The sequence below is a fragment of the Candidatus Magnetaquiglobus chichijimensis genome (genome assembly GCF_045865675.1).
In the GTDB taxonomy this organism is placed as follows: Bacteria; Pseudomonadota; Magnetococcia; order Magnetococcales; family Magnetaquicoccaceae; genus Magnetaquiglobus; species Magnetaquiglobus chichijimensis.
The window spans coordinates 406,005-430,474 of record NZ_BAAFGK010000004.1; the positions used below are offsets into that span (position 1 = coordinate 406,005).

A 24,470-nucleotide genomic window follows, 5' to 3' on the forward strand; every position below is an offset into this window, starting at 1 on the left:
TCCCGGAGTCTGGAGTCGATCATTCCTCGAAATGCAAAAGGATTCCTTATGATGACATAGAACAGAATCGGGTGCACGGTTATTTGTTAACGAGTTGATTATAAAATAAAATGATTAATCCATTAACAAATTTTATTAATAATAAGAAAATTCAATCATCATGTGTTTCGATCGCCAGAATCTCCAGTCGCCGTTGCATCAGGCCGGCTTCGTTCAACACCGTGTCGAGCGCATCCTGAAGCAGGGTCAGGGATGCCTGGCGCACGGCGAGTTGTTCAAGCTCGGCGCAGGCCTGGGCGAAACGGGTGGCGCCGAAGGTGCTGGAGGTGCCCTTGAGCTTGTGGGCGACCTGACGCAACCCTTCCGCATCGTGGGTCTCCCAGGCGGCGCGCAGGGCATCCAGCCGGCCCGGAAAGTTTTTCAGAAACATTTCGAGGATGCGCGCAAAACCGCTGCCGGTCTCGTTTTTCAGTTGCTCGAGCAGCACGGGATCAATCACCTGGGGAGGGGATTTGTCGGGTTGAGTCGGTTCCGGGATGTGTTGACCCCGTGCCAGGAAGCGGTTGAGCACCTCCAGAACCTCCCCTCGGCGCAGAGGTTTGGAAAGGTGCAGATCGCACCCGGCGGCCAGGGAGCGCTCCATGTCCTCTTTCATGGCATGGGCGGTCACCGCGATCACTGGCGTGCGCCGGCGACCTGTCTCGGTCTCGGCGGCGCGGATTCGTCGCGTGGTCTCCAGGCCGTCCATGCCCGGCATCATGATATCCATGAAGACCAGATCGAACGGTTCGGCCAGGAACCGTTCCAAGGCTTCGGTGCCGCTGGCCGCCTCGACGATCACCTGGTTGCCCCCCTCGAGAAAGGCCAGGATCACCTGGCGGTTGTCTTCCGTGTCGTCGACCACCAGCAGGCGCGGGGCGTCACTCGTGTGGAGGGGAATCTCCTCCGGGGGGGTGGACAGGATGACCGGTTCCGGCATGGTTTGTTCCTCGCCCAAGGGGAGTTGCACATAAAAGATGCTTCCCGATCCCATGCGGCTCTCCACCCAGATCCGGCCCCCCATCAGGGTGACCAGTTGATGGCAGATGTTGAGTCCCAGTCCGGTGCCGCCGAAACGGCGCGGGGTGGAGGCGTCGCCCTGGGTGAAGGGTTGAAAGATCTCCTTCAGGCGATCCTCGGGGATGCCGATGCCGGTATCCTGGACCAGAAACTGGATCATGCCGCCATCCACCTGGCGGGCGCGCAGCGCGATCCCTCCCTGATGGGTGAACTTGATCGCATTGCCGAGGAGATTCAACAGAACCTGACGCAACCGTTGCGGATCGCCGCGCACCTGGCGCGGCAGACCCGGTTCCAGGGAGAGCGCCGCCTCGATCCCCTTGGCCGTGGCGCTTTCGCGGATGATCGCCAGGGTCTGGTTGAGTTCCACCTCGAGCACGAAGGGGATCGACTCCAGCTGCATCTGCCCGGCTTCGATCTTGGAAAGATCCAGGATGTCGTGCACCAGGGCCATGAGCGATTCGCCGGCCCGGTTGGCGATCTGCACCATCTGTCGTTCCCGTGGGCTCAGGCGTGGCGACTCCCGGAGCATCTCGCCCATCCCGAGAATGGTGTTCATCGGGGTGCGGATTTCGTGGCTCATCGTGGCCAAGAAGCGGCTCTTGGCCCGATTGGCGGTATCGGCCTCCTGTTTGGCCTTGAGCATCGCCTCTTCCAGAGCCTTGCGTTCGGTGATGTCGATCACCACCCCATCCCAGGTGGTATCCCCGATCAATTCGATGTTCGGCGTGGACTGGATGTGCAACCAGCGCACCTGGCCCGCCACCGTGAAACGACCGATCCACAAGAACGGCTCCCGCTTTTTGGCGATCTCCAGGGTCAGGCGCAGGAACTCCTCCTGCTCTTCGGGATGGGCGACGCGAAAAATCTGCATCACATCCCGGCTCAACGTCTCCCGATCCAGCCCGAACAGGGCGCAAAAGGGTTCGCTCACGTAATCGAAGGAGATTCCGTTTTGCGCGGTACAGCGGAACTTGTAGACTCCGACCGGAATGCGCGTGGTCAGTTTTTCGTAATTTTCGCGACTGCGACGCAGCTCCTCTTCCATGATTTTGCGCGGCGAGATGTCCTGATGGGTGCCCACCGCCCGCAAGGGGGTGCCGTTGCGCGCGCGGGCCACCACCTTGCCGCGGTCCAGAACCCACATCCACTCGCCAATCTTGGTGCGCAGGCGGTGTTCGGTCTGATAGAGGGGGATCCTTCCGGCCAGATGGTCGTCGAGTCGCGCCATGACCGCGGCCTTGTCCGCCGGGTGGACCAGACGGGCCCAGGATCCGACGTTGGGTTCGATCTCGCCAGGTTCGTAGCCGAGCATGGCGCACCAGCGCGGACTGAAATAGACCGATCCTGTGGCGATGTTCCAATCCCACAACCCGTCGGTGCTGCCCTCGAGGGCGAACTTGAACCGCTCTTCGGAGAGATGCAGCTCCTGGCGCAACTGTTCGGATTCGTTGCGGGCGTTATACAGATTCAAGAACAGCCGCACCTTTGACAGCAAAATGACGTCATCGATCGGCTTTTCGATATAATCCACCGCGCCGCTTTTGTACCCCTGCAAACGGTGGAAATCATCCTTGTAGGCCGCGGTCAGAAACAGGATCGGCAGATTCCGGGTTTGTTCCAGCTTGAAGGCGGTACGTGCCACCTCGAAACCGTCCATGCCGGGCATGTCCACATCCAGGAGCATCAGCGCGAAGTCGTGCTCGACCAGCAGGGCCAGGGCTTCGTGGCCCGAGAGGGCGGGATGGATTTCGGCGTTCACCCGTGACAACAACGCGCGCAAGGCGGTCAGATTGGCCGGTTTGTCATCGACGATCAGGATGCGGGGGCGTGGGAGCGGGTTCATGCGGGCGGTCTGGTCGAAGGTTGCCGGATGGGGTCGGGGTGGCCATGAGACGCCACGAAACTCTGTTGGGGCATGGATGGATGTGCGCACATGACGATATGCCCACTTTTGTATCTTGACATGTTTTGGCAAAATTAGCAATAAATGCAAATACAGTCAACCCCTTGTATGCCAGGGAAAGCGCATGTCCGAATGGTTCACCCAGCAGATGGACTACATCTATTTTGTCTACGGGCTGAGTTTCCTGATTCTGGGGGTGGTATGTCTCTTTCTTCCCCGTGAGGATCCATCGGGACTCTCCTGGCGACTGTTGGCCGGATTCGGGCTGACCCATGGTCTGGTCGAGTGGCTGGAACTCGTGGAGATGTTCACCGGCGATACTCCGGAGTTCAATGCGCTGCGTTTTTTGATCCACGCGGTTTCGTTCCTGTTTCTGGCCGAGTTCGCCCTGACCGGGCTGTTCGCCCGGTTCAGGCTGCCGAAACTGCTGGGACTCTCGCTGGCGCCGCTCGCCTTGACCGGTGCGTTGGCCTGGAGTCTTGGCATCGAACGCTTCCCGATCCTGATCCGCTACACCCTCGCTTTTCCTGCCTGCATGGTTGGTGCCTGGCTTTTCTGGCGCGCCCGCGGGGTGGCCCCCATTCCGAATCGTATCTTCTGGCTGGCCATCGGCGCCCTGGCCATGGCGCTCCATGGGCTCGCCAGCGGCCTGGTGGTCAAGCCGAGCGACTTCTGGCCCGCCTCGCTCCTCAACGCCCAGACCTTCCACGGCGCGGTCGGGGTGCCGATTCAACTGTTCCGCGCGTCGGCTGCCCTGCTGATGACCATTTCGGTGTGGGGGTTCGCCGTGACCGGCAACTCCGACGCCACGCCGCTCTTCCACCACAGGAAACGCTACTTCGTCCTGTTCATCGGCGGATTCTGCATGCTGCTTGGCGCGGGATGGTGGCTGACCGATCACCTGGGCAGACTCTTCCAGGCCGACCAGACCCAGGCGATGCGCAACGATCTGGATGGCCTGGTGAACCGCCTGAGTCGCGAGACCTTCTCCATCGACGGCAGCGCCATCGCCCTGGCCGGGATCCTTCAGCCCTTGTTCCAGCATCACCACCCGGATGAGGAACATCGTGCCGAAATCGAGGGCACCCTGGATCAGTTGGCCGCCTCGGTCAAGGGGGTGGCCTATCTGATGGGGCCGGATGGCAAGGTGCTCGCGGCCTCCAATCGCAACACCCCCAACAGTTTCGTGGGCCAGAACTATCGCTTCCGTCCCTACTTCCTGGAAGCCATGGAGGGGCGGATCGGCCATTATTACGCCTATGGGATGACCTCCGGCGAGCCGGGTTATTATGCCGGCGCGCCGATTCGGGCGAAAATGCCGGATGGTGGGGGAAATGCCTCCTCCCTCCTCGGGACGGGCGGCGAGGAGATCATCGCCGTGGCGGTGATCAAGAAAACCCTGGTTTCCAGGGAGATGGGCTTCACGATGTTCTCTCACGCCTATCTGCTCAATCCGGAAGGGGTGGCCCTGCTCTCCGGTCGCGATGCGTTCCCGCCGCATCCGCTGTGGGCGATCGAGCCGGCGGTGATGCGGCGTCTGGAGGAGAGCAGGCAGTTCGGACCGTTGGCCGAACACGAACCGATCTTCAAACACGAACTGCGTGATGGCATGACCATCATGCTGGAGCGGGCCCGTCACCTGGTGGGGCGGGTGGCCATCGACGATACCGGCTGGTCGGTGCTGCTGGTCAAATCCGAAAACACCACCCGCGTCAACCGCATGCTGGGAATTCTGATCGCGCTGCTGGTCAGCATCCTGATGCTCTCCTATTACGGGATCTTGCATCGCGAAACCACGGTGCTGCACGCGGCCCGCAAAATGGCCGAAAACGCCAGTCAGACCAAATCGTTCTTTCTGGCTAACATGAGCCACGAAATCCGCACCCCGATCAACGCGGTGCTCGGCATGATCCATCTGGCGCTCCAGACCTCGCTCACCAGTCAGCAACGCCATTATCTCACCCGCGTCGAGGAGGCCGGACGGACCCTGCTGCACATCATCAACGACATCCTGGACTTTTCCAAGATCGAGGCCGGCAGGCTCACCCTGGAGAGCATTCCCTTTTCCATCGAAAAGGTGGCGGATCGCATGAGCAGCATGGTCGCCCCGAAGACCCAGGACAAGGCGTTGGAACTGATCGTGTTCGTCGATCACCACATCCCGCCGGTGTTGATGGGCGATCCGGTGCGCCTCGGACAGATCCTGCTCAATCTGGTCAGCAACGCGGTGAAGTTCACCGAAGAGGGGGAGGTGTGCCTGGAGATCATGCTGGTCGAGAGCAACGATACCTCGGCCACTCTCGATTTCCGTGTGCGCGATACCGGCATCGGCATGACCGGGGAGCAGATGTCGCGCCTCTTCACCGCCTTCACCCAGGCCGATGCTTCGACCACCCGGCGTTTCGGAGGCACGGGTCTGGGGTTGGCGATCTGCCGCCATCTGGTGGAGCGTATGGGCGGGCACATCGAGTTGACCAGCGAGCCGGACAAGGGGAGTCAGTTCGCCTTCCGGTTGTGTTTTTCGCGCGCCGGCGAAGGGGAAGTTCTGCCGGATGGCGCCGAGGGTCCGATCCGTCTGGCCGCCTCGCGCATCCTGCTCGTCGATGACCATCCCATGGCCCGGCGCGTCTGTCGCGACATGCTCGCCCCCTATCCGTGCCGCATCGAGGAGGCGGAAAACGGCTTGCAGGCCGTGGATCGCATCCTGCGTGCCGCCGGCGATCCCTTCGACCTGGTGGTCATCGACTGGCGCATGCCGGGCATGGACGGTCTGGAGGCGATGCGGCGGGTACGTGACCTGTTGGGCGAGAAGGCCCCGCCGATGGTCCTGGTGACCGCCTACGGTCGCGAGGAGGTGGTCTCCGCCGCCAGTCGCGAGGAGGTTCCCTGGCTGCTCATGAAGCCGTTCGGATCTGCCGCCCTCCTGGAGATCATCGCCCAGGCCCTCGGCGGACGGGAGGTGCCGCGTCAGGTGCTTCTCGACGAGAAACCGATGATCGGCGGACATATCCTGCTGGTGGACGACAACGAACTCAACCAGGAGGTGGCCAGGGGGATTCTCGGCCTGGTGGGGTGTCGGGTGGAGGTGGCCAACAACGGGGTCGAGGCGATCGAAAAGGTGCAGACCGGCGGGTTCGACCTGGTGCTCATGGATGTGCAGATGCCGGTCATGGACGGCTACGAGGCGACGCGGCGCATTCGTGGCGATGCGCGCTGGGTCGGCCTGCCGATCCTCGCCATGACCGCCAACGCCATGAGCGGAGATCGAGAGGTGTGTCTGGCTGCGGGCATGAACGATTACATCTCCAAGCCGATCGAGCCGCGTCTGTTGTATGCCGCGCTGCTCAAGTGGTTGCCCGAGGAGGCGCGCATGGCCATCGTGCAACCGGAGGTCGAATCCGTGGCTCCGGTGGTCGGGAGCGACGAGCGGTTCGAGAAACCGGTCCGGGAGACGAGGAGGGATCCCGGACGCGACGGGTCGGTGGGGACGATTCCGGGCTGGCCACCCCTGCCGGGCGTGGATACCCGCCTGGGATTGAAAACCATGGGGGGCAACGTGGAACTCTATCGTTCCATTCTCACCAAATTCGTCCACAATCAGGGCCAGGCCGGACGGGTCATGGCCGAGCGGTTGGCCGAAGCGGACCGGGAGGGGTTGGAACGGGCGGCTCATACCCTCAAGGGGGTGGCGGCCAGCATCGGGGCGCTGATGGTGCGCGATGCCGCCAGGGAGTTGGAACAGGCGGTCCATGCCGGTCTGGAGGCCGAACGTCTGCGCCCGTTGATCGCCACTGCCGCCGTCGGCCTGGCTGAGGTGGTCACGACCATCTCCCAGGCATTCGACATGGAGCCTCCCGCGCCGGAAGAGGGGACGGCGGATGCGGATCCGGAGGCGCGTCTGGATCCGGAGGCGCGTCTGGATCCGGAGGTGGCCGCTCCTCTGTTCCGGCGGGCGCGGATGCTGTTGTACCATTTCGATTCCGACGCCGAGGCGGTGATCGCGGAGTTGGAAGGGTGCCTGCGCAACGACCAGGAGCGCGAACGGTTGCGTCGGATGCGTCAGCGACTGGAAGGATACGATTACGAAGGGAGCCTGGAGATGTTGGAACAGTGGGCCGGCGAGTTGGGCATCGGTTTGGAGGCGTGACATGGAGAACACCGCGGATTCCCAACCCAAGACGTTGTTGATCGTCGATGACGCACCGGAAAACATCACCATCTTGAAGGGGGTGCTGGGCAATCTGTACCGGATCCGCCCGGCGATCCATGGCCGGGCCGCGTTGCGTGCCGCGCTGGTGGAGCCGATTCCCGATCTGATCCTGCTTGATGTCATGATGCCGGAGATGGATGGTTACGAGGTGTGCCGGCAGTTGCGCGCCGATCCTCGCACCCGTGAGATTCCGGTCATCTTCGTGACCGGGTTGAGCGATGATGCCGATGAGATCCTGGGGTTGGAACTGGGTGCGGTCGATTACATCACCAAGCCGGTGCGCCCGGCCATCGTGCGGGCGCGCGTCAAAACCCAGTTGGCCTTGCGCGAGGCGGTCCAGACCATCGAGGCGCAGAACGCCTGGTTGAGGGAGGAGCGCGAGATGATCGAGAGCATCGTCTTGCGCATGCGCGAGGCGGATTCGTTCGTCATGGACCGGGTTCGTCATCTCTACCATCCGGTGGAGCAGACCTCCGGCGATCTGCTCCTCTCCGGGATGACACCGGATGGACGGCGCATCGTGCTGCTGGGGGATTTCACCGGCCACGGTCTCAAGGCCGCCATTGGCGGGCCATTGGTTTACTATATCTTTCAGTCCCTGCTCGCCCGTGGCGAGTCGGGAGCGTCGTTGTTCCGCGAGATCAACAATCAACTGCATGTCCGGTTGCCGGTGGACACTTTTCTGGCCGCCACCCTGGTCGAGGTGGATGCCACGCGGGGAAGCGTGATGATCTTGAATGCCGCCATGCCGGAGTGCTACATCCTTCGGGATGGGGTGTTGATGCGGCGGATCCACTCCCGATTCACCCCATTGGGCGTCACCCGCATGGCCGATCCCCCGGTCATGGAGGAGCCGCTGAGGCTGATCAGCGGCGATCGGATCTGTCTCCACACGGATGGGATCGTCGAAGCGGCGGCGCCGGGCGGGGAGCGGTTCGGCGGGGAGCGGTTGCTGGCGTTCCTTGAGGAGGTGACGGCCCGTGGCGGGGCGCTGGAGGATTTGTTGCCGCTTTTGAGGGGCTTTGGCGCGCGGGAGGTGTTCGAGGATGATATCGCCCTGATCGAAGTCACGGTTTGAAACGCGATTCCAGCATCACGGAGGGATCCCGTCATCCATTCAAGAGACTTTTCCGGGTGATTCCCCATCCATCGAATCACCCGATACAACGGGTTGCGGGGCGAACACCTCCTCCACGGAGGTGGCGAACACAAAGTTGTCGCTCCAGGCCTCGATCCGCTTCAGATGCGCAGTCTTGATCTGCTTGATCACCCAGTCCGGGGCTGGGCCAAACTTATGCCGGATCAGCTTGAGGAGCAGGGAAGCGGCCTCTTCCTGCCGGCCTTCCATGCGGCCTTCCATGCGGCCTTCCATGCGGCCCTGGTTCAACCACTCGGGTTTTTCCCTGGCGATAACATCCCGTGCAAACTGGGACATCATGGCGTGCTCGCTCACGAGGCGAACACCTCCTCCACGGAGTTGGCGAACACGAAGTTGTCGCTCCAGGCCTCGATCTGCTCCAGATGCGCAGTCTTGATCTGCTCGATCATCCAGTCCGGGGTTGGGCCAAATTTATGCCGGATCAGCTTGAGGAGCAGGGAAGCGGCCTCTTCCTGCCGACCTTCCATGCGGCCCTGGTTCAACCACTCGGGTTTTCCCTTGGCGATAATATCCCGCGCAAACTGGGACATCATGGCGTGTTCCTCCTCCGGACGGACGGCGTGGATGATTTCCTGGACAATGGATTCATTGTATTCATCATAGGTTTCGACAATATATCGCATAATGACCGGAAAGTCCACTCCGGAGTCGCCCAGCACCTCGATCAGATGCTTTTTGATCCGCGTCTGTTTTCCGGAACGGGTTGCATATTTGGCGGCGACCAGCCAAGCGCGCAATCGGGCATGTTGAGAAAGCTGATCGTCCTGTACTTTGCCCAGGTCAAAAATCGGGAACTGAAAATTCAGCAAGAAGGGACGCCATCCGGCCTCGGCATCCACCAATGCCATGAACTCGTTTGGAATTCGCCATTCGGTCTCCCCATGATAGAATACGAATGGCACGATGGCAGGCAAGCGTTTCCAATCCGGATTTTCTCTTGCCCACTGTTTCCACGCTTCGATTTGGTATTTGAGCAGTTGGAAGCCGATAAACGGATCCGGGTGGCTTTTGTGATCAATCAGAACGTAGAGCAGGGCCACCCGATCGTGAATGGTGCGGACGCGAAAAAGTCGATCGGTCATCAGTCCGCGCAGCTCCTCATCCACGAAAGAGCCTTCCACCAGTTCCGGCGGATCGGAACTCAAGAGTTCGGATATCGCTTCCGGCAGACGTTCCCGCAAGAGTGTTCCCGCTTTTTCCGGATCGGAGAGCAGTGATTTGAGAAAGCGGTCATGAGGTTGGGTGATTTCGTTCATGGCGTGAGGATATCAGGAACACCTGGATACGTCATGATCTTTGCGTGCATGCGGGCGGATTGGCCGGGTTGATCGTGTCGGGTCTTCTTTGAAGAGAGGCCGTCTGGGCGCGTGTTCCGCGCGGGTGGGTGGATGACAACCGGTTCCAGGAGCGATTTTTTGCCACGGGAACCGGTTGAGGAGAGGCTTGAAGAACGGTTTTATTCAGCCAGGAACCGTTCCGCTTCCAGTGCGGCCATGCAGCCGGTGCCGGCGGCTGTGACCGCCTGGCGGTAGTGACGGTCCTGCACGTCGCCCGCCGCGAAGACACCGGGAATCGCGGTGGCGGTGGAGTCCGGCCTGGTGACCAGATAGCCGCCATCGATGGTTTCGAGCTGATCGCCGAAGATGGCGGTATTGGGTGAATGGCCGATGGCGATGAAGACCCCGGTCAGGGGCAGTTCGCTGGATTGGCCGGTTTTCACGTTTTTGACGCGGATGCCGCTCACCCCTCCCTGACCCGGTTCGCCGAGAATCTCTTCGATCACCGAGTCCCACACCGGAACGATCTTCGGATTGTCGCGCACCTTGTCCTGCATCACTTTTTCGGCGCGCAGCTGGTCGCGCCGATGGACCAGATAGACCTTGCTGGCGAAATGGGTCAAAAAGATCGCCTCCTCGGCGGCGGTGTTGCCACCCCCGACCACGGCGATCTCCTGGCCGCGGAAGAAGAAACCGTCACAGGTGGCGCAGGCCGAAACCCCGAACCCCTTGAGTTTTTGTTCCGACTCCAGACCCAGCCAGCGGGCCGAGGCTCCGGTGGCGATGATCAGGGCGTCGCAGGTGTAGAGATCCCCGGAGTCGGCGGTCAGACGCATCGGACGGGTTTTGAGATCCGTGGCCACGATGGTGTCGTAGACCATGGTGGCATCGAACCGTTCCGCCTGGGCGCGCATCTTTTCCATCAGCTCCGGTCCCTGAATGCCATGCTCGAAGCCGGGAAAGTTGTCCACTTCGGTGGTGGTGGTGAGTTGTCCGCCGGGTTGCATGCCTTGAATGAGAATCGGTTTCAGATTGGCGCGGCCCGCGTAGATGGCCGCCGTGTAGCCGGCTGGTCCGGAACCGAGAATGATCAGTCGATGATGGGTTTCCTTCGCCATAGGTCGAGACTCCGCGTGTCGCTTGCAAAAAGATGTTGAAAAAAAGGTAAGCCAGGGGGAATAATGCCGCTTCGCGCCAGGCCCGGACAAGGAAAAAAACTTCCCGACCAGCTGTTTGTCGTGGAATCGCGTTCCGGCGGATCCGGGTTGGATGACAGGGTGCGTGCAACTTGCCAACCAGGCTGTCGGGGAAGGTCGGCTTCCCTCAAGTCGCATGAATCAACCATTTCGTGTTGCCCTGTTTTGGCGTATGGTGTGCATGGGACTCCAGGCCCGGCCACGCTCCGGAATCTGGCCTTTCACGCATTCATGACAGGGTGCGATCGTTATGCACGGTATTTTGTTCCTGGCTCTGGAAGATTTTCTCGACGCCCGTCTGGGCGAAGGGGTGTGGTCGCGCGCGCTCCAGGCGGCCAATCTTTCGGATCAGGCCTTCGAGCCGGATCGCTACTACCCGGATGAGATCGCCCAACGACTCTTCGACGTTTCGGCCATCCTGCTCAAACAACCTCTCCCACAGGTGCTGGAGCTGTTCGGACAACACATGAGTCCGGGTCTGGTGACCATGGGACGCTCCATGGGCATCGTTCATAAGGAGTGGAAGACCCTCGACATCCTCGAACATCTGCAAAGCGACATCCTGGCGCCTTTTTCCAACATCGAGGCCGGCGTCATGCCTCCGGATATCCGCACCTATCGCCTCAAGCACGGCGAAGTGGCGGTGGCCTATGTGTCTCGCCGCAAACTCTGCCCGCTGCTCAAGGGGATCGTGCGTGGACTCGGCCAGTTCTTCCAGGAGCCGATCGCTTTCAAGGAGCATGTCTGCATGCTCCAGGAGGCGCCGTTGTGCCGGCTTTCGGTCTTTCTCGACGACCCTTATTTCCTGCGTTACGTGGATGTGGAACGGGAGTTCGGCCTGGCGCAGAGTCGCATCTCCGAGATCACCTTCTACAACGCCTTCCAGGGGGTTCCGGTCTCGGACCTCGGTCTGGTGCTGCGTTATTCCAAGGACGAGGTGCTGGTGCAGGTGCCGCCCGCGCAGTTGCTGCCCATGAAGCTGGAGAAGCAGACCTTTCTCTCCCTGCCGCATCTGCCCCAGGGGATCAAGGCGCTCATCCGCGAGGTGGATACCGAACAGGGGTTCGCCACGCTGGTGAACATGCGGCTTACCGATGGCGCGGTGGGCTGTCGTCGCTATCCCCGGGTGGCTTCGGAAAAACCTTTGCTCGCGCAGATGAAACTCGGCAAGCGTCTTTTTCGCGGCACGATGCTCAATCTTTCCGGGGGCGGCACGCGCATCCTTCTGGAAAAAGAGAGCCGTCTGCCCGAGGTGTTGCTTTTCGAACCGGTGGCGCTTTCGTTCTCCATTCCCCTCAAATACGTCGAACTCGACGACACCATCGTTCTCGGTCCGGTGCCGATCAACCTGGAGGGCAACATCCTCGATGTTGCGCGGATTGGTGGCTCCATGGCGGTGCGGGTGGTTTTTGCCGGACCGCCCAAACGCGAGGCGATGGTGCTCGAACAGTATACCCGCAAACTGCGCGACGATGCCCTGGCGGCGTTGCAGACAACCCTCTCACAGGGTGGCAAGTAGTCTCTCTTCTCATGCGACGCCTCGCGTCGGTCAATCTTGGTTTCCAGTTTTTCCGGACACGTGACGATTGGTGGGTGATTTCTGGATTCCCAGAGGTCAACCGGACTTTCATTTTGATGGGTTGTGGAACGGACAGGCCAAAACTCCGTTTTCAGTCATTTTGGAATGATCCTTCTTGACGATCCTTGTTGGTTCTGATAGGTTTGATTTCTGTCCTATTGTTATTGTTGTTATAATTTGATCAAACTGGAGGTCAGCAATGTCGAACCCATTGAATTTTCCGAACGTTCCTGATTTTTCAGAGGTTGTTGGCAAGATAACAAAAAAATATCAAGGAAACAGTTTAAAAGAGTTGCTTGAAAAAGAGATTGGTAAGATCGAAGAAACAATCGTCCATTTGCGCACCGAAGGGTGTCCGATCTATTCGACAAAAGGCCGGGTCAAGTCTGAGATCAGTATTTTTCTGAAATCCAGGAGAAAGATGAAGCCTTTGAACGAGCAAACCGATTATGTCGGGTTGCGGGTGTTGGTGATGTTCGATGAAGAGTTGCTCGAAACGTTCAAAGCCTTGTTGCGGACCTTGATCCGGCCCCCCATGTTGCGTGAAGTCACGGTGTTCAATATGCCGGATATGATGCGGCAGATCATTACTTCCAAAGAATTGGTGGAGTTTGTTCCTGCTGGTGTCCACCTGGATGTGGACAAGAATCCTCAAACCATTCCGTTGACGGATCAGACCAGTCTGGTCATCAAGAGCCTCAACAAAGGGACCGGCTATCGATCCATTCATCTGCTGTTTGCCAGGCAGATTGAGGGCGTGGGCGATTCCTATAAGGATAAGGGTGAAGCAAAGGATCATTTTTTGTTGGAATTGCAACTGCGTTCCTTGCTGGATGATGTGTGGGGCGAGATGGAACATCGGTTGGCCTACAAACAGGGTATGGCCAATCCACAGATTGTTTCGAGTTTCGCCCACTTCAAGGATGATTTGCGGACCATGGGGAAACGACTCGCAGAATTGAATACGCTTAAATCCAGACACAACGCCGTGGACAGTTTGTCGATTCAGGAGGCCGGCCCCTACCTGTTTTTGGGGTATGAGCAGGATTGGGATCCTGAATTCATCCTTGATCAGATGCGATCACCCAAGGTTACACCATTTCGAAATACGGTTAGAGATTTGTTGAAATGCTCAAAGGATTTTTCCGATAAAAAAATTGACGAGCAGGAATATATTTTAAAGGCTGGAGGCTTTGTAAACACGGCAGAATCACAGTTTGAGAATTGCGCAATGCAACAGATGTGCTCAGACAAAATAAAGTATCATTTACTGATGGAGAAAAATTATTTAAAATTCCTCAAAAAGGATAAAGTAAGTTTGCAGGAGGTTTATCATGATTATGAGCTGATGATCAGCGAGACCTCCAGATACAAGGATCGCCCAGTCCCTCATTTTCGGTTTGCTGAAGTTGCTTTTGTGTTGCATCGGATTGTCGAAAAAGATAAAGACAAAAGGAAGGAAAGTGATGATTACTTCAAAAAGGCATTGCAGGAGTTCGATAAGGCGATCCGTTTGGTGGAGAAGACTGTGAGCGCCAACGATTCCTCGGTTGATCCGATGCACTATCGGGTTGGGGCTGCAATCCTGAACAAGGTGGTGTCGGTTTATGAGTTGATCGGCTCGGATGAGTATCTGGATTATTGCATGCGCCTCTCGGAATTGAGTATGGCGTTGCTTGACCGTATTCCGGACGGTTCTGCCATCAAGCCCAGCATGATCCGCATTCGCAACAATGCTGGATGGTTGCAGGTTGAAAAATTTCGCTCACTGCCCGTGCGGTCGGTGGAAAGTTCAGCCGGTGACGATGATGAAGAGGAGAATCTTTGCTGGCATGGTAAATGCTTCGATACACTTGAGCCATTGTTGAGGAAGCTCCATTCAAGCAGGCCGGCAACCTCGGGGGAGGATAAAAAATCCAGCAATCCAGACGGTTTGGAAACCTCGGGGGAGGACAAGAACCCCAGCCATTCAGGCAGGCCGGCAACCTCGGGGGAGGATAAAAATACCGGTAAATCAAGCAGGCCGGCAACCTCTGGGGAGGACAAAATTACCAGCAATGAGTACGATACGGCAGCTTGGTTCCTCTTCCAGACCTGGATTAAATGCTTGGAATTTAAGGAAAAATTGAATATTGATCTCTGGGGGCGCCTGAGGCCTGAGTTCAAGGAGTTGTATCGGGATATGGATAATACCCTGCGCACGGCGCGCATATATTGCCGGCAGGTTTGGATCAAGGGGGAGAATGAAGGGGTGTTCGTTACGAGGAGTCTGATCCGTCAAAGAATCCATACGGAGTTGATCATGGACCCTCAGTGGTTGACCTATGGTTGATGGTCAATCTGTTGTGCGTTGCAAGAGAAATCTTGCCATCCAGTAAAAATGCGCTCATGCTTATGTTGCAAAATCCGATCAAGAAGTGTATCCTTCCAACATCGTTTGCTCAAGGTAAAGGAGAATTTCAACATGATTGACATCGTGCGATTCTGAGGAAAGTCAATGGCTTAATGCCTGACATCGCCTCAGAAAAAAAACCTCCGCGACGCTCTGTCGTGGAGGTTTTTTTTGCGCTTTTCGTTGCACGGTTTCGGGCTTGGATTGCGGGCGCCTCTTGAACTTGCCTGATGGGGGGGAGGGGGATCTCCCCTCATCAGGCAAGTTACAGGGTGGCAAGCAGTCTCTGGGTCAGATGCCGACGCGCGTCGGCGGTTTCCGTCAGTTGGTGAAACACATGGTGCGGTCCGCTGGCTGTGGCGAGGATCCGGTCGGTATCCGTGGCGATTTCGCGATGAAGGTCGATCAGGCGTCGATCGAACCGGGCCAAGGCCGCGAGCAGCGGATCCTTGACGAAACGCGCCCGCACGGTTTCGCGGGGTTCGCGGCTCAGATCTCCCATCCACAGATGGGTCGCCCCGAAACAGGTGACGATCCCGTCGGCGCGGATCATCGGATCGATGTCGAACCGTTCCCCGTGGGTCTGACCGTGTTGCAGAAGATCATTCAGAAGTCCCCGTTCCTGGATGAATTCGCTGCGATCGAGCAGGGAGGCCCGTCCGAAGGCATCGATGGTGGAACTCATCAGGTGGATGGGCTGTTCCGGGTGGCTGGAGAGCACGAACATCAGATCCCGGATCACCGGCATGGTGCGGGTCGGATCGACCGGATCCTGTTTGTGGCGCGGTGAGACGGCGTGACGCAGGGGGTGGAGGGTCAGGCCGCGCGCGAGGAGCTCCTGCTGCAACCGGGCGATGACCCCCTTTTCCAGGATCGCTCCGGAGAGGTTCAGACGGGTCTGCTTGTGCAGGAGAACCAGCCGGATCTTGGGATGGCGGGGGGCGATCTGGAGCAGATTGGCGATGTTGGCCACCGGGATGCGTTCGTGCAACGTTCCGTCGCGGTTGACGAGGATCTCCTGGTGGTATTCATCGAAACTGACCTGCAGGATCACTTCGGGGGGCGCGGACTGCTTGGGCCGGACGCGGCGTGCCTCGTCCAGCGCGTGAAAGATGGACTCGGCCTCCTCGAGCGTGGTGGTTGTGGCGCCGTTCAAGAGGATGGCGAAGGCGCGGATGTGGGGGAGTTCCCGGATCGTCCGTTCAAAGAGCGGCAGTTGATCGTGCAACTCCCCGCCGGTGAACAGAAGGCTTTGGGTCGTCTGGTCGATCCAGTGCAGTGTGGGCATGGGATCGGGCAGGTTTTTCATCGGATCGCGCCAGACGAACTGGCAGTGGCGGCAGGATTGCGAACAGGCCATGCGCGGGATGAACCCCACCTTGGACCATGGAGGGAGGTCGTCAGGGGTGGGCAGGGTATCGATCCGGGCGATTCGTTCCCGATCCGCGCTTCCGCCCATCTCCTGCGAGGTCTCTTTCTGGGCCAACTGAATGTGGCGGATTCTCTGCTGAAGTGGCGTATGGACGATCCCGAGCGCGCGCCAGTCATCCAGAACCGCCCCTTGCGGGTCGGCGGGATGGGCGGCGCGCCAGGCGGCGATGGCCTGGGCCTTGGGGTTTTCGACCGGCTGTTGTGTCCAGTGGTCCAGGAAGGCGGCGACGAGGGCGCTCGGAGAGGAACTTTCCGCGAGGAGTCGGGCCAGCCACTGATGCTCCGGGTTGCGGGAGACGGCGAGCACGGCTCCGCGCCAGGCGGGATGGATCTCCCGCTCAAGCCACTGCTGGGCGAAGAGCGCGGCGAAGATTCCCGCCGGACCGGCATCGTGGGTGCGGTTGAAACGGTTGACCGCCTCGACGAACCGGGTTTGATTGCGGGAGAGAAACGCCTGTTTCAGGTCTGGTGGGGTGTGGTTGGTCCCACCAGACCGGCTTGGCAAATCTTCAGAATTGTTCGAATTCGTCATCCGTGGCCTGTCCGGTGGAGCGGTTCGGGTTCGCGCTGGAGGCGTGCCTGGAAGGGGCGGGCAGTGCACGAGGCTGGATGTGATGGGCGGCTGGACGGGCGGCGGATTGGGTCGCGACGGTGGGTTTGGTCGATGCGCGAATCGGGGTGCCGCGGGTCGGGCCGAGACGGAAGAAGCCGATGGAGTCGCGCATCAGATCGGCCTGGGCATTCAACTCCTCGGCGGTTGCCGCCATCTCCTCGGAGGAACCGGCGTTGCGTTGGATCACCTGATCGAGCTGCTGGATCGCCTGATTGATCTGTGAGGCGCCCTGATTCTGCTCCTGGCTGGAGGCGGCGATCTCCTGGATCAGCTCCGCGGTTTTCTGGATGTCGGGCACCAGTTGGTTGATGATCCGTCCCGTCTCCTCGGAGATGGCGACGCTCGAGGTGGAGAGATGGCTGATTTCGCCTGCCGCCACCTGGCTCCGTTCCGCCAGTTTGCGCACCTCGGCGGCCACCACCGCGAACCCTTTGCCATGTTCGCCGGCCCGTGCCGCCTCGATGGCGGCGTTCAGGGCCAACAGGTTGGTTTGACGGGCGATCTCCTCGATGATGCCGATCTTGGTGGCGATCTCTTTCATGGCATCCACCGAGCGAATCACTGCCGCGCCGCCCTGGGCGGCATCCTGTGCGGCCTTTTGGGCGATGGTGCGGGTGGTGTTGGAGTTGTCGGTGTTTTGCAGGATCGAGGAGGTCATCTCTTCCATGGCCGAGGAGGTCTCTTCCACCGAGGCGGCCTGTTCGGTCGCGCCCTGGGAGAGGTTTTGAGCCGAGTTGGAGAGTTCCTGGCTGCTGGCGGCCACCTGCTGGGCGGCGCTGGAGACCTCGCCGATCACCTGGCGCAGTTTGGCCATCATCTCGGAGAGCGCCTGAGCCAGCATGCCGATCTCATCTTTTTGATGCAGATCGATCGAGGCGTTGAGATCCCCGTTGGCGACCGCGCGTGCCAGTTCCACCCCCTTGACGAGCGGGGTGGCGATGCCGTTGGCGATCATCAGCGACATCAGGCCCACCAGCACGGCAATGCCGAGCGCCAGGGAGACGATGGCGATGATCAAACCGTTGATCGGTTCATGCACCTCGGCCAGATCGATCTCCGCCAGCACGGCCCACACGGTATCCACCACCTTGATCGGTGCGTAACTCGAGAGCACCGGATTGCCGTTGTAGTCGATGATCACCTTCGAGCCGTTCTTGCCGGCCAGGGCTTCGCGCGATCCTTCGGTGTCCACGCCGTTTTTTTCCACTGTCCCGGCGAAGGAGGCTTTCACCGAGTGGCCCTGCTTGTCGATGAAGGAGTCGGAACGCATCCGTTTGTCCGCGCCGACCAGGTAGGTCTCGCCGCTCTTGCCCATGCCGTCCCGTTGTTGCATGACGGCATTGACCGTTTCCAGGGAGAGTTGCAGACCCACCGCGCCGATCACCTCGTTGTTCTGTCGGATCGGCGTGACCATGAAGGCCGCCGGATCGCCATTGGAGGGGGCATAGGGTTCGTAGTCTCCGAACGAGGTGGCGTTGGATTTCATGGCCTTGTCGAACGCCTTGCCCAGATTGCTGCTCTTCAGGGATCCGGTGATCAGGTTTTGTCCCAGATCCGGCTCCTTGGCGAACGAGTAGGTGACGTCGCCGTCTTTGGCAATCAGGAAAAGATCGTAATAGCCGTACTCCTTGGTGAAGTGGTCGAGCCATTGCGTGTAGATCTTGACCGCCTCGTTCCATTTGGGTCCGCCGATCTTTTTGCCATCCGCCTCGAAGGCATCCTCCAGACTGGCCACGGCCCGTCCCACGTCACCGGAAGCGGCCAGCACGTTCAGATCTCCAAACCGTTCGGCCATGAATTTTTCGATTTGTCCCTTCTTGATGGCCTGCACGGCGTTCAATTGATTGAAAGCCTGCTGCATCATGGCCTGTTCGACCCGACTGGCGGCAAACCAGCCGGTGATGGCCAGGGGAACGAGTCCGACCAACAGAAAGAGTCCCATCAGTTTCGGGCGCATGGGGATATCGGTGAGGCGCATGGGTGAAATCCTTGTTCGTGGTTGTGTAAAGATATGTTTCAATACAGGTATTTTTTCATATATTACCATCCATTTTCAACTTTTGCAAGTTGTCTTGTCACAATCCAGCTTGTTCCACGCAGACAAGGTGTTAACAGCAGGTCTAAGGGGGTGAGATCCAGGAGGGGGGAGAGCAGGCGGTCGTTCAGGATCAACAGGGGGTGGATGCCGGCGGGGCGCAGCGGCGTGGCGAGCAGATCGACCAGGTAGAAGGTTTGCCAGAGCAGCGAGCGACGCATGAAACGGGTCATGCGATACCAGCGCCGCCAGACGATCCAGGGCCGTTCGTGTGCGTCGAGCTGGTGGATGAGGCGCACGAACGGCAACAATCGCAGGGGGCGGGTGGCATCCTGGGCGCGGTAGAGGGCCGGGGTGGCGGTCAGAAAGGGGGAGAAATCGGCATGCCAGGCGGCGAGGATCAGTCCGTTGAGCAGCGCGCGTTTGACATGACCCTCTTTCCGAAAGCGCCGTGCCGAGGTTTCCAGTTGGCCGGGCAGGGTGATCCACAGGCCGTTCCCGGCCACCCGCGCGGCGAGATCCACATCTTCCAGAAAGGGCCGTTCCTCGGAGAAGCCTCCCAATGCCTCGAAAAACCGTTTGGAGAGGAGCATGCCCCGATCCCCGAAAAGGCACTCCGGACGGTCCAGACGGCTTTTGGCCTCGAACCAGGCCAGGATCCTCGGTGGGCGGAAGGGGGGATCCACGAAATGGACGCTGAAGTGTCCGGCGATGCGCTCTCCCGAACGGGCACGGGCGGCATCGAACCGCGCCAGGGCGTTTTGCAACAGGTCCGCATCCGGCAACCCCGAATCCGCGTGCAGAAACAACAACACCTCCCCCAGTGCGTGACGCGCCGCCTGGTTCATCTGCGTTCCGCGTCCGCGTCGCGCCACCGGGATCACCCGTGCGCCATGTCTCCGGGCGATCTCTGCGGTGTCGTCGCTGGAGTTGCCATCGGCGATGAGGAGTTCGAGCGACACCCCACGTTGGGCCTGGAGTTGATCCAGCAGGGATGGGAGCGTTCGGGCTTCGTTCACGGTGGGGATGATGACCGAGAGACGGGGAAGGGACATGCTCGACCTTTTGTAAATCGGAAAAATTGGGTATGGTGGCTCAAGGATAACCGCCAGCCAACCTTTTTCCAAAGGATGATGCGTCGTTGACCACCCTGGCCCGTTGGATTTCTCTGCTGGTGATGGGGATGGCCCTGTTCGTGATCTCCCCTTCCCGCGTGTCGGCGGAGACGCCTGGCGTTTCGGGTCGGCTGATCGTGTTCACCACCGAGTTCTGTTCCTATTGTCAGGAGTTCATGCGCACCGTCGGTCCGGTCTACGCCAAGACCGAGGTGGGCAGACGCTATCCCATGGAGAGGGTGGACAACTTCTCACCCCCCAAGGAGTGGGAGGCGCGGGTGTGGGAGATCCGTTTCTATCCGACCTTTCTGCTGCTCGACGGTCAGGGGCGGGAGTTGGGTCGGTTTCGGGGGTATCGTGGCGAGGAGTCGTTCTGGAGCGAACTCGAAACGATCGTCAAACGTGCGGAGAAACTCTGACCATTGCACATTCACACCGCGAGGGGGTGACGAAAAAACATGTCGTTCTTTGCCCGTTTGAAGGAGGGTCTGGCCAAGACCCGACAGATTCTCACCACCCCGATCGACGAGTTGTTCACCGGTGGCAAGGTCGATGAGGGGTTGCTGGAGGAGCTGGAAGACCATCTGGTCATGGCCGATTTCGGCGTCGAGACCGCCGCGCGCATCGTGTCGGAGGCCAGGGAGCGTCTGGACCGCAAGCAGCGCAAGGATGCCGACGCCATGCGCGAGGCGCTGCGCGACACCATCTTCGACCATCTGGAGGCGGTGCAACGGGCCAGTCCCATGCCGCCGCGCGTCACCCCGTGGGTGGTGCTGGTGGTGGGGGTGAACGGCGTGGGCAAGACCACCACCATCGGCAAGCTGGCCGCCTATTGCCAGTCGAACGGGGATCGGGTGCTGCTTGCCGCCGGGGATACCTACCGCGCCGCGGCGGTGGCGCAGTTGCAGAAGTGGGGGGAGAGGTGCGGCTGTCCGGTGATCTCCCAGGGTCAGGACGCGGATTCCGCCTCCGTGGTTCACGACGCCTTGGCCGCCGCGCGGGCACGGAGTTACGACGTGCTGATCGCCGATACCGCCGGACGGTTGCACACCAAGAGCAACCTGATGGAGGAGCTGAAAAAAATCAAACGGGTGCTCGGGCGTCTCGATCCCGACGCTCCCCACGAGACCCTGCTGGTGCTCGACGGCACCACCGGTCAGAACGCGGTCAGTCAGGTGAGCAAGTTCCACGAGGCGATCGGCATCACCGGACTGGTGATCACCAAGCTCGACGGCACCGCCAAGGGTGGGGTGGTGGTGGGGTTGAGCGAGCAGTTCAAACTGCCGGTCCGTTACATCGGCGTGGGGGAGGGGTTGGAGGATCTGCGTCCCTTTGACGCGCGTCAGTTCGTGGATGCGTTGTTTTGAGGCTGTTCAACCCTCCCGTGACAAGGAGTTGTTTCGTGTTGCTTCGAATTTCTCTACTCATGATGTCGGGGGTGATGCTGCTGGCATCCGCCGTCCCCGCCCGGGCTGCCGACGAGGCGTCGGTGGAGCTTTTTCGACGCCATTTCGCGGTGCTCGAGCAGGATGGCCCCCTGGATACCCTGCTGGATCGCACCACCTGGCCGCAAAACGAGTTCCTGGCTTCCTACCTGGAACTCGAGATCCTGATGCATCCGGATCTGCCGGCGGCCACGGGTCGGTTGCGGGATTTTCTGGAGCGGTGGCCGAACCATCCCCAGGTGGACCGGGTGGTGAAGCTTCTGGAAAAGCGCATGCTCGAGAGCGGCGGCGAGGTGGCTGAGAACTGGTTCATGGTCCATCCCGGCAAGAGCGCGCCGGCACGACTGGCGCAGGTGGGCGGGTTGTTGCGGCAGGGCAAGGGCGAGGATGCCTTCGTGGTGTGGCGCGAGCTGTATCGCGAGGGGGTGGATCTGCTCTCCAAGACCCCGCTCGATCATCCGTTCTGGTCCCGTCCGCAACCGGCGGATCACGAGGCGCGTGCCCGCGCCCAGGCCGGCAAGGATGGCGCCGGACTGGCGATCACCCTGAGTCGTCTGCCTGAGCCGCGGCGCCAATTTTTCCAGGCCCTGGAGCTGGCCCGCAAGGGGGATGGGGCTTTTGTGCAACTGCTGACCGGTTTGGAGCTGAAACCCGCCGAGAGCCGCGAATTGTGGCGCGAGCTGTTCGAATCCGTTCAGAAACAGGGGGGCGTCGCCCGCATGCGGGAGATGCTCGAGGGGCGCGAGGGGGCGCGGTTGGCCGATGACGATCGGCGCAAATTCCGCTATTGGCTGGGCAGGCAGTTGGTTCACGCCAAGAAGGAGTATGCGGCGGCGCTGAACGTTCTTGAAGAGAATGTGCGCGAGAAGGGCGGCACCCTGGAGGATTCGGCGTGGCTGGCCGGTTGGAGCGCCTTGAAGCTCGGCGATCCGGTACGGGCGTTGGGTCATTTCGAGCGTCAGGCCGCCGAGGGCGTGACGCCGGAGGGGCGTTCCCAGGGGGGGTACTGGGCCGCGCGTCTGACCAACGAGGCGGAGCGGAAGAGCCATTGGCTGGAGGTGGCGGCGCGGCATCTGGACAACATCCATGGTCTGGCCGCCAAGGAGGAGTTGACCGGCTCCCTGCCGACCCTGCCCGAGGCCGAACCGGCCTGTCCGGATCAGGGGGAGAAGCCCAAGGTGACCGCCACGGAGTTGGTGGGTCTGGCGTGGCTGGGCAAGGTGGGGCGCGACTGGTATGCGGGTCCGGAGATTCAGCGCCTTGGCGACCGGTTCGGCTTGAGCGCCGAGGAACGGTTGTGTCTGGCGTTGCGGTATGGCGCCGCCGAGTTGGCCTTGAAGCTCGCCCACGAGTTGCAGCGCAAGGAGCGGATTTTCTGGCGCGGTCTGTTCCCGACGCCCCGTTGGGTGCCGGATGGGGGCTGGACGGTCTCCCAGGCGTTGATCTGGGGTACGTCGCGTCAGGAGAGCCGGTTCTTTCCGCGTGCCGAGTCTTCCGCCAAGGCCTTCGGGGTGATGCAGTTGATGCCCGAGACCGCCAAGGGGGAGGCCAGACAGTCCCAGTTTCCCGAGGCCACGCGCATGCGTTTGCAGATCCCCGCCTACAATCTCGCCCTGGGGCAGGCCTACATGAGGCGCATGCTCAGGCAGTTCAATGGCGACGTGGTGTTGGCCCTCTCGGGATACAACGCCGGTCCGGGTCGCGCCAGGCAGTGGCAGGAGGAGCGGGCGCGGCTGGACCCCATGACCTTCATCGAGGGGATTCCGATCACCGAGACGCGCACCTACGTCAAGCGGGTGTTGACCGGCATGGCGGTCTATCAACTGTTGTCCGGGGGATCGGCGTCGATCAAGGCGGACATGGCGGTGGGTGGACCGGGCGAGACGGTGTTGGCCCCGGCGGGCGGCGAGGGGGCGCTTCTCGCGCCGCGGTTGGCCCCGGCGGGCGGCGAGGGGCGGTGATCTTGTCCCGGTCGGAACCGGGGGTGAGCCCCCGGTTTCCAACCGTGACCGTGGATGACGGGCCGGTTCAGGTCGATGTGGACGATTGTCCAGCCCAGGCCGATGTGGATGACGGGCCGGTTCAGGTCGATGTGGACGATTGTCCAGCCCAGGCCGATGTGGATGACGGGCCGGTTCAGGTCGATGTGGACGATTGTCCAGCCCAGGCCGATGTGGATGACGGGCCGGTTCAGGTCGCCGGCGTGTCGCCTTCGACCATGCCCATGATGCGTGCCACATAGCGGCGGGTTTCGCCCGGCATGGCCGAGGCGGGCTGCCGTTCCAGATTGCCCATGCCCCAGTTGTAGGCGGCCAGCGCGGAGCGGACGTTGCCGTCGTAGCGGTCGAGCAGGCGGCTCAAGTAGAGCGTCCCGCCCATGATGTTCTCTTCGGCGTTGAAGGAGTCCTTCACCCCGAGTTCGGTGGCGGTGCCGGGCATGAGCTGCATCATCCCCTGGGCGCCGGCGTGGGAGACCGCCTTGGGATTGAAGTTGCTCTCCACCTTGATCACCGAGCGGATCAGATCCGCGTCCACGCCGTAGCGTTCCGAGGCGCGTTGGATGATCTGTTCGTAATTCCCGCCTTCGAGTTTGGGTTGGATCTTTTGGGTCGGATCCGCCGGTGCGCGGGTTTTGGCATGCCGGATGGTGCCGGTGGCGTATCCTTGCGGCAGAGAGCTGGGGATGCCGCGGCTCATCAGCACCTCGTCGTCGCCGCTGGCAAGCGTATTGCCGCCGGACAGGGAGGTCGGCAGGCCGCCGATCGAATCCTTGGCCTGGCGCAGCGAGGCCATGACCGCCTCCACGAGGGCATTCACCGAGGCGGTGGTGAGTTTGTTGTTGCCGTTGGCGCTGGCGCGTTCTCCCACGGCCTGCATGAGCAGTTCGTTGAACGGGCTGCCGTTCGTGGAGAAGGCGCGCGGGCGGTTGTCCCGCGTGCTGGTGGCCTGGAGGGAGAGATCCGGCATGGTGATGGGAGTGGTTGTCATCGTCGTCACCTGACATACTGATGGTTTGGGATGAACGACAACACGCAAATTCCACGCCATGCCAA

The 24,470-nt window shown here is 60.6% G+C and carries 16 protein-coding genes; 8 read left to right on the top strand and 8 right to left on the bottom strand.

The window, feature by feature from the left end; all coding sequences use genetic code 11:
• Positions 1–151 precede the first annotated feature (151 nt).
• A complete protein-coding gene (locus ACOY6C_RS06180) occupies positions 152–2,905 on the bottom strand; it encodes a response regulator (RefSeq protein WP_420904617.1) in 2,754 nt (917 codons plus the stop codon).
• A 184-nt stretch (positions 2,906–3,089) separates the two neighbouring features.
• On the opposite strand from ACOY6C_RS06180, the gene ACOY6C_RS06185 reads away from it, so the two are divergent.
• Complete coding sequence (locus tag ACOY6C_RS06185; protein WP_420904618.1) at positions 3,090–7,112, top strand: response regulator; 4,023 nt, start codon at positions 3,090–3,092, stop codon at positions 7,110–7,112.
• A 1-nt stretch (position 7,113) separates the two neighbouring features.
• Positions 7,114–8,253 carry a SpoIIE family protein phosphatase gene (locus ACOY6C_RS06190; protein WP_420904619.1) on the top strand — a complete coding sequence of 380 codons (1,140 nt, stop codon included), beginning with the start codon at positions 7,114–7,116 and terminating at the stop codon, positions 8,251–8,253.
• Between the two features lie 39 nt (positions 8,254–8,292).
• Here ACOY6C_RS06190 and ACOY6C_RS06195 read toward each other — a convergent pair whose 3' ends face one another.
• The 3 genes from ACOY6C_RS06195 to trxB all read right to left on the bottom strand — a co-directional run bounded on the left by ACOY6C_RS06195 (position 8,293) and on the right by trxB (position 10,729).
• Positions 8,293–8,628 (bottom strand): DUF4351 domain-containing protein, encoded by a 336-nt coding sequence (locus ACOY6C_RS06195; RefSeq protein WP_420904620.1) that lies wholly within the window; start codon positions 8,626–8,628, stop codon positions 8,293–8,295.
• A complete protein-coding gene (locus tag ACOY6C_RS06200) occupies positions 8,625–9,590 on the bottom strand; it encodes an Rpn family recombination-promoting nuclease/putative transposase (RefSeq protein ID WP_420904621.1) in 966 nt (321 codons plus the stop codon). Before ACOY6C_RS06200 ends, ACOY6C_RS06195 begins: the two co-directional genes overlap by 4 nt.
• Positions 9,591–9,790: 200 nt before the next feature.
• Positions 9,791–10,729 (bottom strand): thioredoxin-disulfide reductase, encoded by a 939-nt coding sequence (trxB, locus tag ACOY6C_RS06205; protein ID WP_420904622.1) that lies wholly within the window; start codon positions 10,727–10,729, stop codon positions 9,791–9,793.
• 328 nt (positions 10,730–11,057) lie between these two features.
• On the opposite strand from trxB, the gene ACOY6C_RS06210 reads away from it, so the two are divergent.
• Both ACOY6C_RS06210 and ACOY6C_RS06215 read left to right on the top strand, forming a co-directional pair.
• Positions 11,058–12,326 carry a heme NO-binding domain-containing protein gene (locus tag ACOY6C_RS06210; protein ID WP_420904623.1) on the top strand — a complete coding sequence of 423 codons (1,269 nt, stop codon included), beginning with the start codon at positions 11,058–11,060 and terminating at the stop codon, positions 12,324–12,326.
• A 259-nt stretch (positions 12,327–12,585) separates the two neighbouring features.
• Positions 12,586–14,718 (top strand): hypothetical protein, encoded by a 2,133-nt coding sequence (locus tag ACOY6C_RS06215; protein ID WP_420904624.1) that lies wholly within the window; start codon positions 12,586–12,588, stop codon positions 14,716–14,718.
• Positions 14,719–15,043: 325 nt separating this feature from the next.
• Here the strand turns inward: ACOY6C_RS06215 and ACOY6C_RS06220 are convergent, their stop codons facing one another.
• The 3 genes from ACOY6C_RS06220 to ACOY6C_RS06230 all read right to left on the bottom strand — a co-directional run bounded on the left by ACOY6C_RS06220 (position 15,044) and on the right by ACOY6C_RS06230 (position 19,912).
• Positions 15,044–16,741, bottom strand: a complete 1,698-nt coding sequence (locus ACOY6C_RS06220; protein ID WP_420904625.1) for a radical SAM family protein — start codon at positions 16,739–16,741, stop codon at positions 15,044–15,046.
• Complete coding sequence (locus tag ACOY6C_RS06225; protein ID WP_420904626.1) at positions 16,719–18,800, bottom strand: methyl-accepting chemotaxis protein; 2,082 nt, start codon at positions 18,798–18,800, stop codon at positions 16,719–16,721. The genes ACOY6C_RS06220 and ACOY6C_RS06225 overlap by 23 nt, the downstream gene beginning before the upstream one ends.
• Positions 18,801–18,862: 62 nt before the next feature.
• Complete coding sequence (locus ACOY6C_RS06230) at positions 18,863–19,912, bottom strand: TIGR04283 family arsenosugar biosynthesis glycosyltransferase (RefSeq protein ID WP_420904627.1); 1,050 nt, start codon at positions 19,910–19,912, stop codon at positions 18,863–18,865.
• Between the two features lie 86 nt (positions 19,913–19,998).
• Here ACOY6C_RS06230 and ACOY6C_RS06235 point away from each other — a divergent pair, with 86 nt between their 5' ends.
• From ACOY6C_RS06235 to ACOY6C_RS06250, 4 genes are read left to right on the top strand one after another with little or no spacing between them, the layout of a single operon-like run.
• Positions 19,999–20,391: a thioredoxin fold domain-containing protein gene (locus ACOY6C_RS06235; protein ID WP_420904628.1), complete on the top strand. Its 393-nt coding sequence runs from the start codon at positions 19,999–20,001 to the stop codon at positions 20,389–20,391.
• 39 nt (positions 20,392–20,430) lie between these two features.
• A complete protein-coding gene (gene ftsY / locus ACOY6C_RS06240; protein WP_420904629.1) occupies positions 20,431–21,339 on the top strand; it encodes a signal recognition particle-docking protein FtsY in 909 nt (302 codons plus the stop codon).
• Between the two features lie 35 nt (positions 21,340–21,374).
• On the top strand, positions 21,375–23,378 hold the full coding sequence (locus ACOY6C_RS06245; RefSeq protein WP_420904630.1) for a lytic transglycosylase domain-containing protein: 2,004 nt from the start codon (positions 21,375–21,377) through the stop codon (positions 23,376–23,378).
• Between the two features lie 23 nt (positions 23,379–23,401).
• Positions 23,402–23,659: a hypothetical protein gene (locus tag ACOY6C_RS06250; RefSeq protein WP_420904631.1), complete on the top strand. Its 258-nt coding sequence runs from the start codon at positions 23,402–23,404 to the stop codon at positions 23,657–23,659.
• Here the strand turns inward: ACOY6C_RS06250 and ACOY6C_RS06255 are convergent.
• On the bottom strand, positions 23,608–24,405 hold the full coding sequence (locus tag ACOY6C_RS06255) for a lytic transglycosylase domain-containing protein (RefSeq protein ID WP_420904632.1): 798 nt from the start codon (positions 24,403–24,405) through the stop codon (positions 23,608–23,610). The genes ACOY6C_RS06250 and ACOY6C_RS06255 overlap by 52 nt on opposite strands.
• Between the last annotated feature and the right edge of the window lie 65 nt (positions 24,406–24,470).

What these genes read in the sequence shown, in the direction of transcription:
- ftsY (WP_420904629.1), top strand. Translation starts at nt 20,431, where the DNA reads ATGTCGTTCTTTGCCCGTTTGAAGGAGGGTCTGGCCAAGACCCGACAG.
- ACOY6C_RS06225 (WP_420904626.1), bottom strand. Translation starts at nt 18,800, where the DNA reads ATGCGCCTCACCGATATCCCCATGCGCCCGAAACTGATGGGACTCTTT.
- ACOY6C_RS06230 (WP_420904627.1), bottom strand. Translation starts at nt 19,912, where the DNA reads ATGTCCCTTCCCCGTCTCTCGGTCATCATCCCCACCGTGAACGAAGCC.
- ACOY6C_RS06200 (WP_420904621.1), bottom strand. Translation starts at nt 9,590, where the DNA reads ATGAACGAAATCACCCAACCTCATGACCGCTTTCTCAAATCACTGCTC.
- ACOY6C_RS06185 (WP_420904618.1), top strand. Translation starts at nt 3,090, where the DNA reads ATGTCCGAATGGTTCACCCAGCAGATGGACTACATCTATTTTGTCTAC.
- ACOY6C_RS06220 (WP_420904625.1), bottom strand. Translation starts at nt 16,741, where the DNA reads ATGACGAATTCGAACAATTCTGAAGATTTGCCAAGCCGGTCTGGTGGG.
- trxB (WP_420904622.1), bottom strand. Translation starts at nt 10,729, where the DNA reads ATGGCGAAGGAAACCCATCATCGACTGATCATTCTCGGTTCCGGACCA.
- ACOY6C_RS06190 (WP_420904619.1), top strand. Translation starts at nt 7,114, where the DNA reads ATGGAGAACACCGCGGATTCCCAACCCAAGACGTTGTTGATCGTCGAT.
- ACOY6C_RS06210 (WP_420904623.1), top strand. Translation starts at nt 11,058, where the DNA reads ATGCACGGTATTTTGTTCCTGGCTCTGGAAGATTTTCTCGACGCCCGT.
- ACOY6C_RS06215 (WP_420904624.1), top strand. Translation starts at nt 12,586, where the DNA reads ATGTCGAACCCATTGAATTTTCCGAACGTTCCTGATTTTTCAGAGGTT.
- ACOY6C_RS06180 (WP_420904617.1), bottom strand. Translation starts at nt 2,905, where the DNA reads ATGAACCCGCTCCCACGCCCCCGCATCCTGATCGTCGATGACAAACCG.
- ACOY6C_RS06255 (WP_420904632.1), bottom strand. Translation starts at nt 24,405, where the DNA reads ATGACAACCACTCCCATCACCATGCCGGATCTCTCCCTCCAGGCCACC.